12 protein-coding genes are annotated in these 15,287 nt (G+C 70.4%); 6 read left to right on the forward strand and 6 right to left on the reverse strand.

From position 1 onward, the window contains the following. Positions 1-3 precede the first annotated feature (3 nt). A complete protein-coding gene (locus MU852_RS06030; protein ID WP_249751432.1) occupies positions 4-1,836 on the reverse strand; it encodes a DUF885 domain-containing protein in 1,833 nt (610 codons plus the stop codon). A 147-nt stretch (positions 1,837-1,983) separates the two neighbouring features. Here MU852_RS06030 and MU852_RS06035 point away from each other — a divergent pair, with 147 nt between their 5' ends. Further along, complete coding sequence (locus MU852_RS06035) at positions 1,984-3,555, forward strand: hypothetical protein (RefSeq protein ID WP_249751433.1); 1,572 nt, start codon at positions 1,984-1,986, stop codon at positions 3,553-3,555. Positions 3,556-3,628: 73 nt separating this feature from the next. On the opposite strand, the gene cckA is transcribed toward MU852_RS06035, so the two are convergent. The 5 genes from cckA to MU852_RS06060 all read right to left on the reverse strand — a co-directional run bounded on the left by cckA (position 3,629) and on the right by MU852_RS06060 (position 8,868). After that, positions 3,629-5,656: a cell cycle histidine kinase CckA gene (cckA, locus tag MU852_RS06040; RefSeq protein ID WP_249751434.1), complete on the reverse strand. Its 2,028-nt coding sequence runs from the start codon at positions 5,654-5,656 to the stop codon at positions 3,629-3,631. 71 nt (positions 5,657-5,727) lie between these two features. Next, on the reverse strand, positions 5,728-6,804 hold the full coding sequence (gene flhB / locus MU852_RS06045; RefSeq protein ID WP_249751435.1) for a flagellar biosynthesis protein FlhB: 1,077 nt from the start codon (positions 6,802-6,804) through the stop codon (positions 5,728-5,730). Continuing rightward, positions 6,797-7,570, reverse strand: coding sequence for a flagellar biosynthetic protein FliR (gene fliR, locus MU852_RS06050; RefSeq protein WP_249751436.1), 774 nt, complete (start codon positions 7,568-7,570; stop codon positions 6,797-6,799). The genes flhB and fliR overlap by 8 nt, the downstream gene beginning before the upstream one ends. A 29-nt stretch (positions 7,571-7,599) precedes the next feature. After that, positions 7,600-7,863, reverse strand: a complete 264-nt coding sequence (fliQ, locus tag MU852_RS06055) for a flagellar biosynthesis protein FliQ (RefSeq protein ID WP_249751437.1) — start codon at positions 7,861-7,863, stop codon at positions 7,600-7,602. 162 nt (positions 7,864-8,025) lie between these two features. Then, positions 8,026-8,868 carry a hypothetical protein gene (locus tag MU852_RS06060; RefSeq protein ID WP_249751438.1) on the reverse strand — a complete coding sequence of 281 codons (843 nt, stop codon included), beginning with the start codon at positions 8,866-8,868 and terminating at the stop codon, positions 8,026-8,028. Between the two features lie 88 nt (positions 8,869-8,956). Between MU852_RS06060 and MU852_RS06065 the strand changes: the two genes are divergently transcribed. From MU852_RS06065 to MU852_RS06085, 5 genes are all read left to right on the forward strand, one after another. Beyond that, positions 8,957-10,348, forward strand: coding sequence for an SLC13 family permease (locus MU852_RS06065; protein ID WP_249751439.1), 1,392 nt, complete (start codon positions 8,957-8,959; stop codon positions 10,346-10,348). 195 nt (positions 10,349-10,543) lie between these two features. Next, complete coding sequence (folE, locus tag MU852_RS06070; protein ID WP_249751440.1) at positions 10,544-11,131, forward strand: GTP cyclohydrolase I FolE; 588 nt, start codon at positions 10,544-10,546, stop codon at positions 11,129-11,131. Then, positions 11,128-12,252, forward strand: a complete 1,125-nt coding sequence (locus tag MU852_RS06075; RefSeq protein ID WP_249751441.1) for a prolyl hydroxylase family protein — start codon at positions 11,128-11,130, stop codon at positions 12,250-12,252. The genes folE and MU852_RS06075 overlap by 4 nt, the downstream gene beginning before the upstream one ends. A 55-nt stretch (positions 12,253-12,307) precedes the next feature. Beyond that, the gene (locus MU852_RS06080; RefSeq protein WP_249751442.1) at positions 12,308-13,465 is read left to right on the forward strand and encodes an acyltransferase family protein; all 1,158 of its coding nucleotides are present in this window, start codon (positions 12,308-12,310) and stop codon (positions 13,463-13,465) included. A gap of 168 nt (positions 13,466-13,633) precedes the next feature. After that, entirely contained in the window at positions 13,634-15,262 is a 1,629-nt protein-coding gene (locus MU852_RS06085) for an MFS transporter (RefSeq protein WP_249751443.1), read from the forward strand. The last annotated feature ends 25 nt before the right edge of the window (positions 15,263-15,287 follow it).

Consider the following 15,287-nt stretch of genomic DNA (forward strand, 5'->3'; position numbering starts at 1 on the left):
GGCTCAGGCCACCGTGGCCTTCCAGTCGCCGATGACCCGCTCCAGCACCGTCAGCGGCACGCCGCCGGCGTTCAGCCCGGTGTCGTGGAAGGCGCGGATGTCGAACTTGTCGCCCAGGTCGCGGCGGGCGTTCTCGCGCAGTTCGACCCATTTGGTGTGCCCGACCTTGTAGCTGGAGGCCTGGCCCGGCCAGACGCAATAGCGTTCGACCTCGGTGGTCACCGCGCTTTCCTGGTCGCCCAGCGTGTCCACCATGTAGCGGATGCCCTGCTCGCGGCTCCAGCGCTTGGCGTGCAGGCCGGAATCGACCACCAGGCGCGCGGCGCGGAACATCAGCGACTGCAGATAGCCGATGCGGCCCCAGGCGTCGTCCTCATAGGCGCCCATCTCGTCGGCCAGCTGCTCGGCGTACAGGCCCCAGCCCTCGGTATAGGCCGAGAAGCCCAGGATCTTCATCAGCATGGGGGTGTCGGCGTTTTCCTGCTGCAGGGCGATCTGGTGGTGATGGCCCGGCGTCGCCTCGTGATAGGTCAGGGTCGGCAGGGTCCAGCTGGGCCATTCCGCCGTGTCGCGCAGGTTGATGTAGTAGTAGCCCGGCCGCGACCCATCCAGGGCCGGGCTGTTGTAATAGCCGCCGGGCGCCCCCGCCTCGATCGCCTTGGGCACGCGCCTGACCTCGACCGGCGACTTGGGAATGCGGCCGAAATACTGGGGCAGGCGCGCCTCCATGGCGACGATCTGCTCGTTCAGCTTGCCCAGCAGCTCTTCCTTGGCCTCGTCCGTGTTCGGATAGATGAAGCGCTGGTCCTTGCTCATGGCCGCGATGCGCTCGCCGACCGACCCCTGGGTCATGCCCTCGGCCTTCAGCAGTTCGTCGGCGCGCGCCGTCAGCTCGGCCACCTGGGCCAGGCCCATCTCGTGCACCTCGTCGCCGGTCATGTTGGTGGTGGTGAAGTAGCGCAGGCCGAAATCGTAATAGGCGTCGCCGTCAGGCAGGCGCCAGGCGCCGGCGTCGTGCACCGCGGTCGGCTGGGCGGCCTTGAACACGTCGGCCTGGCGGTTCAGCGCCGGCAGCACGCCGGCGTTCACGATCGCCTCGGCGCGCGCGGCCCAGTCGCCGGGAATGGCCTTCTCGGCCGTGCGGCGGCGGATGGAGTCCACCAGCGTCAGGCTGGCCGGTTCCGCCCCGGTGATCGCGCCCATCTGCTGCAGGGTCTTGGCGATGATGAAGTCGGGCGGCACGGCGCCGGCGGCGAAGTCGGCGCGCACCCGCTCGGTCTCCTGGTCCAGCGCGGGGCCGAAGGCTTCCAGGCGCGACAGATAGGCCTCGGCGTCCTCGGCCGTCTCGATCGAATGCTGGCTGTCCAGGAAGTCGGGAATGCTCTGATAGGCGCCGCTCAGCTGGCTGACCGTATAGGGCGAGGGAAAGAAGCCGCCGCCGTAGGGGAAGTCGTAGCCGCTGACGACCGTGTCGCCGAAATACTTGAGCGTGTCGTAGTGCACGGCCGAGGCGGCCGGCAGGGCCGCGCGGTCGATGGCGGACAGGTCGGTCATGGCCTGGCGGAACTTGACCTTGTCGGCCTCGACCTTGGCCTGGGACCGGTCGTCCAGCCGCGACTTCATCGCCGCGTTCGGCCCCTTGTCGAAGCCCAGGCTGGTCAGGGTCTCGGGCGAGTCCAGCAGCATCTCCTTGAAGATGCGGTCCATCAGGGCGTTCAGCTGGCCGGCGGCGTCCCCGGCGGGCGCGGCGGGCGCATCCTGCGCCAGGGCCTGGCCCGAAGCGGCCAGCGCGGCGCCGGCCGCGGCGGTGAACATCAGGCGGCGACGATCGATCATGGTTTCAGCTCCCCAAAGACAGGCGCGTACTGGAGCCCTGGTCCGTCCGCGCCGCAAGCGAAATGTGCGCGTGGACCTTGGCGCCGTCGTCGCTTGCATCGACGCAACCGACACGTTTAGCCTCCAGGCGAAATCGGGGGAAAGACGATGAACGGAATCGCCGCATCGCTCATGGCGCTTGCGTGGACGGCCTCTTCTGCGGCCTCAACGCCGAGCTCGTCCACGCCGCCGGTCGAGGCCCGGGTCGAACGCACGGCGGAGGGCGTTCTGGTCCGATACCGCCTGCCCGCCCCCGTCCGGTCCTTCACGTTCGACGACAAGGACGTCATCCGCGACCGCTGGCGGGTCGAGACCCAGGGGCTGGCGCTGGCCGACGGCGTCGTGACGGGCGACGCCCCCTTCTCCAGCTTCGACCTGCGGATCACGCCCGACGCGGCCGAGGTGGACCGCATCTACATGGGCCTGAGCCGCGCGGGCGAGGGGTACGTGGTCTATGGCCCGGCCCTGCGCGCAAGGGGCCAGGACACGCGGTTGCGGTTTTCCGACGCCGCGTCGGACGTGGCCCTGCCGGCCGACAACGCGATCGTCGGCTACGCCTTCGTCGGTCCGGCGGACCATGTCGGCGGCGATGAGCGTGGGGCCATCGTCGCTCGCCCCGACCTGCCCGCCGACCTGGCGCAGCCGATCCGCGACGCCTTCGTCTCCTCCATGGCCTTCTATCAGGCGCGATTGGGGCTGGACCTCCCCTACCGGCCCGCGATCGTGGTCAGCACCGACAGTCCCGGTCCCAGCGGCTTTCGCGGCGACGTGACCGACACCGGCGTGATCTCCGTCCGCTTTCACGGCGACAGTTGGAGATACGATCCCGATGCGGTCGCCCTCTTCGTCTGGCATGAGGTCTTCCACCTCTGGAACGGCCACGGCGTCGTGACGCGCGACGGCGACGCCGCGCCCTGGCTGCACGAAGGCGGGGCCGAATACGCCGCCCTGGCGGGCGCCGTCTCCAGCGACGCCATGTCCGAGGCGCAGGCCCGGACCGCACTGGCGGGCCGGCTGAACGGCTGCCGCCGGGCCATCGGCGTCGACGGCCTGGATCAGAGCTCGCTCCGCTCCGGCGGCGCGGTCTATGACTGCGGGACCCTGGTCCAGTGGCTCGCGGACCTGGAACTTCGGCAGGCCGGCGCGGGCGATGTCTTTTCGGTCTGGCGCGACGTGCTGGGCGCCGGCCGCCGCAACCCGCAGGATGGCTATGGCGTCGCCGACTTCGAAGCCGCCCTTCCTCCCGACAGCGCCGCCCGGACCTTCCTGAAGGAGCCGGGAGAGGGCCGTTGGCGGAGGCTTCAGGACCGCATGGCCCGCCTGGGCGTCCGCTTCGTCAACGCGCCGGGGCCGAACGACCTGCGGGTCGCCGCCCTGTTCCATGTGGCCGCGGCCAACTGCCAGGGCACCTACGGATTCTACGACGAGCCCGGCGCCCTGAAGCTGGACGGGGACCGCTGCGGTCCCCTGTCCGGCGGCCCGGTCATCGACGCGGTGGAAGGCTTCGATCCGCAGCAGGACAGCGCCGCGATGTTCGAGGCGGTCCAGAAGCGCTGCGCGGAGACGCTGCCGGTGCGCTACCGCACGCGCGAGGGCGCGGTGCTGGAGGCCGCCTGCGACGCCCCGCTTGAGACGCCCCAGGTCTGGGCCGTGGCCGTGGCGCCGCCGCTGAAGCGCTGACGCGGCCCAGATCCAGAGCGCGCGTCTCCAGACGCGCGTGGGGCCGGAGGCCCGCGCGCCGGGCGCCGGCGCGCTACGCCGCGTGCAGCTCCTGCTTGACGCGCTCGGCCAGGGTCTTGATGTCCAGGGGCTTGGGCAGGAAGGACACGCCCTTCTCGTCCTGCAGCAGGTCCGAGAAGTCGCTCTCGGCATAGCCCGAGATGAACATGACCGGCGCGTCGCCCAGGTACTGGCGCGCCTTCTTCAGCAGCGACGGCCCGTCCAGGCCCGGCATGATGACGTCCGAGATCAGCATGTCGATCCGACCCGCGTTCTCCTCGGCCAGCAGCAGGGCCTCCTCGCCGTCGGCGGCCTCGATCACCTCATAGCCGCGCTGGCGCAGCAGGCGGGCGGCGATGCCGCGCACGGCCGCCTCGTCCTCGACGAACAGGATGCGGCCGGCGCCCGACAGGTCGCGCGGCGCCTTGACCTTGACCTCGACCGGCTGAACCTCGGCCAGTTCCGCCTCGCCCGCCGCCGGCAGGAAGATGCGGAACACCGCGCCGCCCGCCTCGCCGTTTCCGACGGTGATGTGGCCGCCCGCCTGCTGGACGATGCCATAGACGGTGGCCAGGCCCATGCCGGTGCCCTCGTTGACCGCCTTGGTGGTGAAGAAGGGCTCGAAGATCTTGTCGACCAGTTCGGGCGGCACGCCGGGGCCGGTGTCGGCCACCTCGATCAGGGCCACCTCGTCGGTCGTCGCCTCGGCCCAGCCCAGGCCGCGCGCCTGTTCGGCGGTCAAGCGACGGGTGCGGATGGTCACGACGCCGGCGCCCGGCTCGACATGGCCGCGCATGGCGTCGCGCGCGTTGACGGCCAGGTTCATCACCGCCGTCTCCAGCTGGCTCTTGTCGGCGACGACCACCGGCAGGTCGCGGCCGTAGTCGGTCTCCAGCCGCACGTCCTCGCGCAGCAGCCGGCGCAGCAGGATGGCGAACTCGCCCACCAGCTCGCCCAGATCCAGCCGCTCGCGCCGCACCGTCGACTTGCGCGAGAAGGCCAAGAGCTTGCGCACCAGGTCGGCGGCGCGGATCGCCGTCTGGCGGATCTCGTTCAGCCCCTCGTAGGAGGGATCGCCCACCGGATGCCGCTCCAGCAGGCCGCTCAGCTGCAGCTGGATCGCCGTCAGCAGGTTGTTGAAGTCGTGCGCCACGCCCCCGGCCAGCTGGCCCACGGCCTGCATCTTCTGGGCCTGCGACAGCTGCAGCTCCATCGACTTCTGCGCCGAGACGTCGAACAGCCAGATGCGCCGCCGGTCGCCCTCGGGCGCCACATAGAGATGCAGCGCCTTGTCCGGAAAGGCGCGCGCGACCAGTTCGATCGGCCCGGACGAGCCGGCGGCCAGCTTGGCCCGCGCCTCGATCACGCCGGCGGCGTCGAACAGGTGGCCGAAGGCGGCGTCGCGCGCGGCGGCCGGGCCGGTCAGCACCTGCAGCGCGGCGTTGGGCTCCTCGGTGCGGCCCGCGAACAGGTCCTCGCCCGCGATCACCGCCGATCCGAAGGGGGCGCCCGCCGCCATGGCGCGGGCCTCGCCCGTCGCAGGGGCGGGACGCGGTGCGACCGGAACCGGCAGCGCCGCCTCGGGCGCCGCGCGCAGCAGGAAGCGCCCCTCGCCCGCCTGTCCGATCACCACCTCGACCTCGCGCGCGCCGATGGTGACGATGGCGTGGCCGGGCAGGCCCTTCCGCGCCTGGGCGAAGGCCATGTACAGGGCCTGGGCCGACTTGCCGCGCGGCAGGGCGGTGGTCGCCCCGTTCGCCTCGGCCCAGGCGGCGTTGAAGGCCAGCACCTGGCCCGAGGCCCAGACCAGGGCCGCCGGCTCGGCCATGGCGTCCAGGATGTCGATGGCGGCGTCGCTGTCGGCCGCCCGCGGCTCGGCCCGGCGGAAGGCGAACAGGCCGATCAGGGCGATCAGGCCGGCGGTGACGATCAGCATCAGCCCCGGCGCCGACAGCGGGTCCGACCGGAAGGCCGGATAGGCCATCGCCGCCACGGCCAGCACCAGCCCGACCGCCATCACGACCAGCAACGGATCGAAGGGCAGGCGTCGGGGAGCGGTCATGGGGCCTCGCGGCGAAGGCGAATCAGAAGGGCGATCATACGCCCAATTGCTGCCGGACCCTTACCGGGCCCCTATCGGCGGCGGCGCGACTGGAAGACGAAGCCGATGATCTTGGCGGCGGCCTCGAAATGCTCCTTCGGGATCACCTCGTCGACCTCGACCTGGGCGTAGAGGGCGCGGGCCAGCGGCACGTTCTCGACGATGGGCACGGCGTGCTCGCGCGCGACCTCGCGGATGCGCAACGCCAGGGCGTCGACCCCCTTGGCCACGCAGATCGGGGCCCCGTCGCCCTGGTCCGGCTCATAGCGCAGGGCCACCGAATAGTGGGTCGGGTTGGTGACGATCACCGTGGCGTTCGGCACGTTCTGCATCATCCGCTGGCGGCTGCGCTGCATGCGGATCTGGCGCAGCTTGGCCTTCACGTGCGGGTCGCCCTCGGTCTGCTTGTAGTCCTCCTTCAGCTCTTCCTTGGACATCCGCATCCGCTTGGCGAAGCGGAACTTCTGCCACAGGAAGTCGGCCCCGGCGGTCGCCCCCAGCAGGATGATGGCCGCCACGAACAGGCTGATCGCCATGTCCCGCGCCAGCGGCAGCAGGGCCAGGGGGCTCATCGCCGCCAGGTTCTCCAGCTCGCGCGTGTGCGGCTTCAGCACCAGCCAGCAGACCACGCACACCGCGATCAGCTTCAGGAAGGTCTTGAGGAACTGGACCAGGCCGTCGACGCCGAAGATGCGCTTGAACCCCTCCAGCGGGTTCACCATCGACCACTTGGGCTTCAGCTTCTCGCCGGAGAAGATCAGGCCCGACTGCGCCAGATGCCCGCCCGCCCCGCCGATGATGGTGGCCAGCATCACCGCCCCCAGGAAGGGCGCCATGGCCCACAGGGCGTGGGCGAAGATCTCGGTTCCGCCGCCCCCGTCCAGCGCCCCCAGCATCTCGTGCGGCTGGGCGATGAACGGCAGCAGCTGTTCGGCCATCGACGAGGCGAACCAGCCCCCGCCGCCCAGGATCACCGCCGCCGCCCCCGTCAGGGCCATGACCTGGCCGACGTCGGCGGACTTGGCGACGTCGCCCTTCTTGCGCGCCTCCTCAAGTTTTCGCGGGGTGGCCTCTTCTGTCTTGGACTCGGGATCGGCGCCTTCAGCCACCGGACCCTCCCGCCACGAAATATTCGGCCAGGCGCCGGTAGCGGTCGATGAAGACCGTGCCCAGCACCCCCAGGCTCAGGGCGAAGACCGACAGCCCCAGGATCACGCTCAGCGGCGCGGCGGCGAAGAAGATCTGGAACTGCGGCATGACCCGCGCCACCAGGCCCGAGGCCAGGTTGAAGATCAGGGCGAACACCAGCACCGGCGCCGACAGCTGCACCCCCAGCAGGAAGGCCTCGCCCATCGTGCGCACCGCCACCGCCGCGAAGTCGTTCAGCATCAGCGGCTTGGCCGGCGCCATCAGCTGGTACGAGCCGACGATCCCGGCGATGAACAGGTGGTGGGTGTTGGTGGCGAACAGCAGCGTCACCCCCAGCAGGGTCAGGAAGGCCGCGATCGTCGTGCCCGGCTGGGCCTGCAGCGGATTGGCCGTCTGGGCGAAGCTCAGCGTGGTCTGCAGCGACACGATCTCGCCCGCCGTGGACAGGGCCGCCATGAACATTCGCAGCAACAGGCCGATCATCAGGCCGACCACCGCCTCGCGGATCACCCACCCGGCCATGCCCCCGACGGTGGACGGCACGGCCGGCAGGGTCCCGGCCACCACCGGCCACAGCGCCAGGGTCAGCACCAGCGCCAGCGACAGGCGGATGCGCGGCGGCACATAGGCCTCGCCCACGCCGGGGATCAGCATCAGGATCGAGGCCGTCCGGGCGAAGATCAGCCCGCCCGCCCAGACCTGGTCGGCGGTGGCCCAGGGCTCCATCTAGAAGCGCTCCATCCGCAGGCGCCCCACTACATCCCCGCGATGCGGGCCGCGATCTGGCGCATGAAGCCGCCCAGCAGCGCGCCCATCAGCGGCAGGAACAGCAGCAGCGAGACGAAGATGGCGATGATCTTGGGCGCATAGATCAGCGTCTGTTCCTGGATCTGGGTCAGCGCCTGGAACAGGCCGATCACCACGCCGACCACCAGGCCCACCAGCAGCACCGGCGCGCACAGCTGGATCGTCAGCCAGATGGCGTCGCGGCCCACGTCCAAAACCTCGGCGCCGCTCATCGGCCGCTCCCCGGAAAACTACCGGGCAGAAAATGCCGGGAGGATGGTTAACGGCGCGCTAACTTCCGCCGGCCGCGCGCCCTAAATCGCCCCAGTGGGATCGGCCCGCGCACGCCAGGATCGCGCGCGGGCGGCCCTGGCGCGGGCGAACGCCCGTCGACCTCAGCCCGGTCGCCACTCGCTGAGCACGGCGCCGGCCGCGTCCTCGAAGGCGACGCGGTCGATCTGGGCCGCGGCCACGCACACCGGGCGCTGGTCCGGGCTGGTGGCGCGACACTGGAACGCCCGCCCGTCGGGAAAGGCGGTCAGGCGGCCTTCCAGCACCAGGCGATAGCCGCCGACGGGCGCGGCCGCCGGCTGGTCGCCCTCGCCGCGCACCACGAAGCTGTAGGCGCGGCCGTTGCGGCGGCCCAGGCGCGAACCGTCCTGCTCGTGCACCGCCGCCAGCCCCACCGTCTGGGGCGAGGGCGCCGCCGGGCCGCTGGCCAGCGGGTCGCCCTGCGCGGCCGGGCACCCCTCCGCGCGCATCCAAGGCCGGTTCAACCAGAAGCCCTCGACCGCCTCCCACCCGGCGTCCCCGCCCGAGATCAGCGCGGACTGCGTCCAGTCGCCGGGCGTCAGGCTGAGGCGAAGGGTCTTGCGCTCGGCGCCCCACGACCAGCGGGCCAGGCCGTCGCCGGCGGCGTCCTCGGCCGCGGCGGGGGCGGGGGCGGCGCCCTGGCAGCCGAAGGCCTGTCGCACGGCGAAGCGGCGTCCCGACAGGCTGTCGCGGTCCGCCGCGCCCCCGGCCGCATAGGCCGAGGCCGCGGCCTCGGCGGCCTGGATCAGGTCGGCGCGGCTGAGCACGGGCGGCGTCGGCGGCGTGGCGGGCGCCGACGTCGGTCGGGCGGCGGGCGGCGGCGCGGCCGGGGTCGTCTCCGGCTCCTCCTGGCAGGCGGTCAGGACCAGGCCGGACGCGGCGAGCGCGACGACCGGCAGGCGACGGATCGCGATCGGTTCGAGCATGGAACCACCCTAGCACGCCGTTCGCTGGTTGGGGGGCGGGCGCGGAAAAAGGTTGACCTGGACCGCGCAGGGGAGTCTCCAAGGGCCAATGACCTTCGATCAGATCGCCGCCCTGGTCGTGCTCGTCGCCGTCGTCGGCGCGCTGATCCACGGCAAGGCGCGCGCCGATGTCGTCGCGCTGACGGGCTCGGCCGCGCTTCTTCTGCTCGGCGTGGTGCGTCCGGTCGAGGTGCAGGGCGCCTTCGCCAGCCCGGCCATCATCGCCCTGGCCGGCCTGTTCGTCATCGCCTACGCCATCGAGCTGTCGGGGCTTCTGGGCCTGCTGATCCGCCAGGCCACGCGGCTGGCGTCGCGGGTGGGCGCGCGCGGCATCTGGATCGTCATCGGCCTGTGCGGCGCGGTGGGCGGCTTTCTGAACAACACGCCCGTGGTGGTGCTGGCCGCGCCGGTGATCCGGGACGTGGCCAAGTCGCTGAAGCTGTCGCCCAAGCGCTTCCTGATGCCGCTCAGCCACGTCACGGTCCTGGGGGGGCTGCTGACGCTGATCGGGACCTCGACCAACCTGCTGGTCAACGACATGGCCCGCAACGCCGGCCAGCCGGTGTTCAGCCTGTTCGAGATCACCCCCGTCGGCCTGGTCATCGCCGCCGTGGGCGGGCTGTGGCTCTATTTCGTCGGCGCGCGCCAGCTGGGGCGCACGGTCGCCCGCGACGAGGCCGAGGCCGCCCGGCTGGAGGCCGAGGCGCTGCAGCGCGCGCGGGCCGAACGGCGCCGCCGCCTGCCGTTCAACCTGCCTCGCCTGGGGGAATCGCGGAATCAGTCCGACGGCTCGGGCGACGCCCATCTGGGCGACGTCGAGCTTTACGGCGCGGCCGACCGGCCGTTCCAGCTGCGCCCCGCCCTGACCTCGCTGGTCGTCTTCATCCTGGTGATCGCGGCGGCGGCCCTGGGGTGGGCGCCGATCGCGGCGGCGGCCTTCGCCGGCGCGGTGCTGCTGATCCTGCTCAGGACCATCACCCCGGAAGAGGCCTACGCCGGCCTGCGTCCCGAAATCCTGCTGCTGATCGCCGGCATGGTGGTGGTCGGCACCGCCATCGAGGTGACGGGCCTGGCCCAGGCCGGGGCGGAACGGCTGATCGACGTGATCCGGCCGCTGGGACCGCTGGGCGCCTTGATCGTGCTTTACGGCGTGACCCTGTTCGCCACCGAACTGCTGTCTAACGCCACCGTCGCGGTCCTGATCACGCCCGTCGCCGTGGCCCTGGCCGAAAGCCTGGGGGTCGATCCCCGCCCGTTCCTGGTGGCGGTGATGATGGCCGCCTCGGCCGCCTTCGCCACGCCGTTCGGCTATCAGACCAATGTGCTGGTCTATAACATGGCCGGCTACAGCTACATGGACTTCGTCCGCGTCGGGGTGCCGCTGAACCTGATCACCTGGGCGGCCGCCATGATCGCCATCCCGATCTTCTTCCCGTTCTGAGGCCGGGCGCGCGGGGCGGCTTGAAAACGGCCGTCGCGCGACCATCTGGCCTGTCGGGCGCCGTCTCGCGTCCGGCGGATTTCACACGATTCACACTATTCATACGGTGTTTTTCGTCGCGGGTCCGAAGGGGCGTTTTCGCTTATCCGGCCGCCGGCTCTCCCCTTCGCCGTCCCGCGTGACTATGAAGGCCCCATGACCGACGCCCCCCACGCTCCGAAAATCTCCCAGGCCGAAGCCGAGGCCGCCGTGCGCACCCTGATCCAGTGGGCCGGCGACGATCCCGCCCGCGAGGGGCTGCTGGAGACCCCGGCGCGCGTCGCCCGCAGCTATCGCGAGCTGTTCGCCGGCTACGAGGTCGACCCGCTGCAGTATCTGGAAAAGACCTTCGAGGAGGTCGGCGGCTATGACGAGCTGGTGGTGCTCAAGGACATCCGCTTCGTCAGCTTCTGCGAGCATCACATGCTGCCGGTCGTGGGCAAGGCGCACGTCGCCTATCTGCCGACCGACCGCGTGGTCGGCATCTCCAAGCTGGCGCGGGTGGTGCGCGGCTTCGCCCGGCGGCTGCAGATCCAGGAGAAGATGACCTCCGAGATCGCCCAGGCCATCCAGACGGTGCTCAAGCCCCAGGGCGTCGGCGTGGTCATCGAGGCCGAGCACAGCTGCATGACCCTGCGCGGCGTCAACGTGCCCGGCGCCAGCCTGTCGACCAGTTGCCTGCTGGGCGTGGTCCGCGACGACCCCCGCACCCGCGAGGAGTTCCTGCGGCTGGTGCGAGGGTGACCGCGCCCGTCACCGAACCGTTGGATCCGCTGGCGCTTCACGCCCGGGCCAGGGACGGCGACGTGAAAGCGCAGATCGCCTTGTCGGCGATCTTCGACCGAGAGGGACGTCACGACGTGGCGCTGGGGTGGTTGCAGCAGGCGGCCGCTGGCGGGAGCCTCGAGGCGGAAACGGCTCTGGGGTCGCGGCTTCTGGTGGGTCGGGCCGCCCCTTTCGCCCCGGCGCAGGGCGCCGAACGCATCCACCGCGCGGCCGAAATGGGCGGCGTGGAGGCCGCGATGCGCGCCGCCGTCCTGCTGCTGCGCGGTTTGGGCCGCCCGCCGAGCGGCGACGCGGCGCTGGACCTGTTGCTGAGCGCCGCCCTGAAAGACAATGTCGACGCCAGCGCGCAATTGGCTGTGCTGGCGAACGATGAGGACCTCCTGGCCCGCGTTGATCGCGGCGCTCCCCTGTCCGAGGATCGTCTGAAGAGGGCCCGCCGCGCCATAGACCTGCCCGCCTGGCTGGGCCCGCCGACGCCGGCGGAGATCAGCGAGACACCAAGAATCCGCATCTTCAGCGACTTCCTGCCTCCCCTCGCCTGTCTCTGGATCCGTCGCCGCGCAGACCGAAAGCTGGATGTGCTCAGGGTCTATGACGCCGAGGCCGGCGGCGTAAGGACCGACGGCATTCGCACCAGCCGCGGCGCCGGCTTCGGCCTTCTGGACACCGATGTCGTGCTGACGCTGGTCGCCGCGCGCATGGCGGTCGCTTCCGGCCTGCGGCTGGAGACGTTCGAGCCGGCCAATGTGCTGAACTACCAGGTCGGCCAGCAGTATCGGCTGCACTACGACTATCTGGATCCCGCAGCGCCGGCGCTGGCCGAGGCGCTGCACCGCCAGGGTCAACGCACGGCCACCTTCCTGGCCTATCTGAACGACGGCTATGCGGGTGGCGAAACCGCCTTTCCCCGGCTGGAGTGGGATTTCAAGGCCAAGGCGGGCGACGCTCTGCTGTTTTTCAACGTCGATCTGGACGGACGCCCCGTCGAACGCAGCCTGCATGCGGGCCTTCCACCCACGGACGGGGAAAAATGGGTGCTGTCGCAGTGGATTCGCGACCGCGCCCAGCCCTTGATCTGATCGCCCCATTCACGGCCCGCCTCTTGCGTCGTCGGGGCCAAGGAGGCCTCCGTCGATGCCGTGGACCCTGTTTTCGACCCGGAATGAGACAGTTCAGATCGCCCGGGGCGGCTGGCTGGACGCCCTGCGTTTCATCGTGGCCTTCCTGATCATCCTGCATCACTTCCAGGCCGCGGGTCCGGCGCATCTGGCCGCCGTCGTCAATCCGATCTTCGAGCGCGGCGGCTTCCTGCTGACCAACTTCTTCCTGATCGATTCCGGCTACGTCCTGATGCGGGTCTATGGCGCGGCGGTGGACAGGGGGCGGATGTCGCCCGGCGACTTCTTCCTGAAGCGCTTCCTGCGCGTCGTCCCGGCCCACCTGATCATGGGCCTGTCCTTGGTCGGCCTGGTGGTGCTGAGCGCCGCCGTGGGCGTGGCCCCGCGCAATCCCGAATGGTTCGCCTGGGATCAGCTGCCGGCGCAGCTGCTGCTGGTCCAGTCGTTCGGCGTCCCCGGCGGCCTGGGCTGGAACGCCCCGACCTGGTCGATCTCGGCCCTGATCGGCTGCTACCTGGCCTTCCCCTGGATCATCCGGGGCCTGATGCGGCTGGGGCCGTGGTCCGCCCTGGCGCTGGGCGTGGGCGTCTATCTGGCCGCCAACCAGCTGTGCTGGTGGATGCTGGACTACCCCGTCTATCAGATGCCGATGCGCTACGGCTTCATCCGCGCCCTGCCGCTGTTCTTCCTGGGGATGTGCCTGGCCTGGTTCGCCCAGAAGGTCTGGATCTCGCCCCGGCTGGCCGGCTGGGCCGGGGTGCTGGCGGCGGTCGGCTTCTTCGCCGTCGAGCTCCACGACAAGCACGCCCTGATCGCCCTGGCGCTGATCTCGGTGATCATCCTGGCCGCCGGCGCCACGCCCGTGCGCCGGCCCTCCAAGCTTGTCGAGACGGCGGCCATGGTGTCCTTCTCCATGTTCATCACCAACGAGGTGGTGCGCATCGCCTGGTTCGGCGCGGTCAATGTGCTGATCGCCCGCTTCGCCCTGCCGGTCGCGGCCCAGTGGGGCCTGTGGGCGATGGGCGTGGCCGCGGCGGTGGCGTTCGCCTTCGCCTTCCACTTCGTCATCGACAATCCGATCCAGTCGCGCATCCGCCGCTGGTTCAAGCGCCGCGCCGGCGCTCGCGCGGCCCGCCGCCCGGAAGCCGGGCCGGTGATCTCGCTGGAGGGCTGAGGCCCGTCTGCGACCAAAGTCTGTCTCTCCAGCCGTATCGGCGTGCGTCAAAGTCCCGATCCGCGCGTCCGCCAGAGGCCGCGTCAGAACGGCCGATCAACGGCGACATGGAGGAAACAGGACAATGGCTACCGACGCCGCAGCTGCGTCCGGGGGGAAGAGCATCAGGTGGGTCGCAACGATCGCCTGGTGATCCTGGCCTCTTCGGTCGGCACCGTCATCGAATGGTACGACTTCTATCTGTACGGATCGCTGGCGGCGATCATCACCGTGCAGTTCTTCTCGGGCGTCAACGAGACGACCGGCTTCATCTTCGCCCTGATGGCCTTCGCGGCCGGCTTCGCGGTGCGCCCGTTCGGGGCCATCGTCTTCGGGCGGCTGGGCGACCTGTGGGGGCGCAAGAACACCTTCCTGGTGACCATGCTGCTGATGGGCCTGTCGACCTTCGTGGTCGGCCTGCTGCCGTCCTATGCGGCCATCGGCATCGCCGCGCCGATCATCCTGGTGCTGATGCGCCTGATCCAGGGGCTGGCCCTGGGCGGCGAATACGGCGGCGCGGCCACCTATGTCGCCGAGCACGCCCCGCACGGCAAGCGCGGCTTCTACACCTCCTTCATCCAGATCACCGCCACGGCCGGCCTTCTGCTGAGCCTGGTGGTCATCCTGGGCGTGCGCACGGCGGTGGGCGAGGAAGCCTTCGCCGAATGGGGCTGGCGCATCCCGTTCCTGGTCTCGATCCTGATGCTGGCGGTGTCGCTGTGGATCCGGCTGAAGCTGTCGGAAAGCCCGTCGTTCAAGCGCATGAAGGCCGAGGGCAAGGGCTCCAAGACCCCGCTGAAGGACTCCTTCGGCAAGTGGCCGAACCTGAAGCTGGTGCTGATCGCCCTGGTCGGCCTGGCGGCGGGTCAGGCGGTGGTCTGGTACACCGGCCAGTTCTACGCCCTGTTCTTCCTGGAGCGGGTGCTGAAGGTCGACGCCTCGCTGTCGAACGTGCTGATCGCGGTCGCCCTGCTGCTGGCCACGCCCTTCTTCGTCATCTTCGGCTGGCTGTCGGACAAGGTCGGCCGCAAGCCGATCATCCTCTTGGGCTGCCTGTTGGCGGCGCTGACCTACTTCCCGCTGTTCCAGGCGCTGACCACGGCCGCCAACCCGGCCCTGGCGCGCGCCACGGCGACCTCGCCGATCACCGTCTATGCCGACCCGGCGGACTGCAACGTTCAGTTCGACCCGATCGGCAAGACCGTGTTCAACCACTCGTGCGACCTAGCCAAGTCCTACCTGGCCAAGGCGGGCATCAACTACACCAACGTCGAGGCCCCGGCCGGAACGGTGGCCGAGGTGCGCATCGGCGACGACGTGGTGGTGCCCAGCTTCCGCGGCGAATCCATGAGCGGCGCCGACTTCGCCGCCGGCAAGAAGACCTGGGACGCGTCGCTGGGCGAGGCCCTGGCCGCCGCCGGCTATCCCGCCAAGGCCGCCAGCGCCGAGGTGAACAAGCCCATGGTGGTGGGCATCCTGTTCATCCTGGTTCTGTACGTGACCATGGTCTACGGGCCGATCGCGGCCGCCCTGGTCGAGATGTTCCCGACCAACATCCGCTACACCTCGATGTCGCTGCCCTATCACATCGGCAACGGCTGGTTCGGCGGCTTCCTGCCCACCACCGCCTTCGCCATGGTGGCGGCCACGGGCAACATCTACTACGGCCTATGGTACCCGATCGTCGTGGCCCTGATCACGGTCGTGGTCGGCTTCCTGTTCGTCAAGGAAGGCAAGGACGTCGACATCAACGCCTGATCCTGCTTTCAGGCGTGGATGAAGG

The organism is Brevundimonas albigilva (assembly GCF_023503965.1).
In the GTDB taxonomy this organism is placed as follows: domain Bacteria; phylum Pseudomonadota; class Alphaproteobacteria; order Caulobacterales; family Caulobacteraceae; genus Brevundimonas; species Brevundimonas albigilva.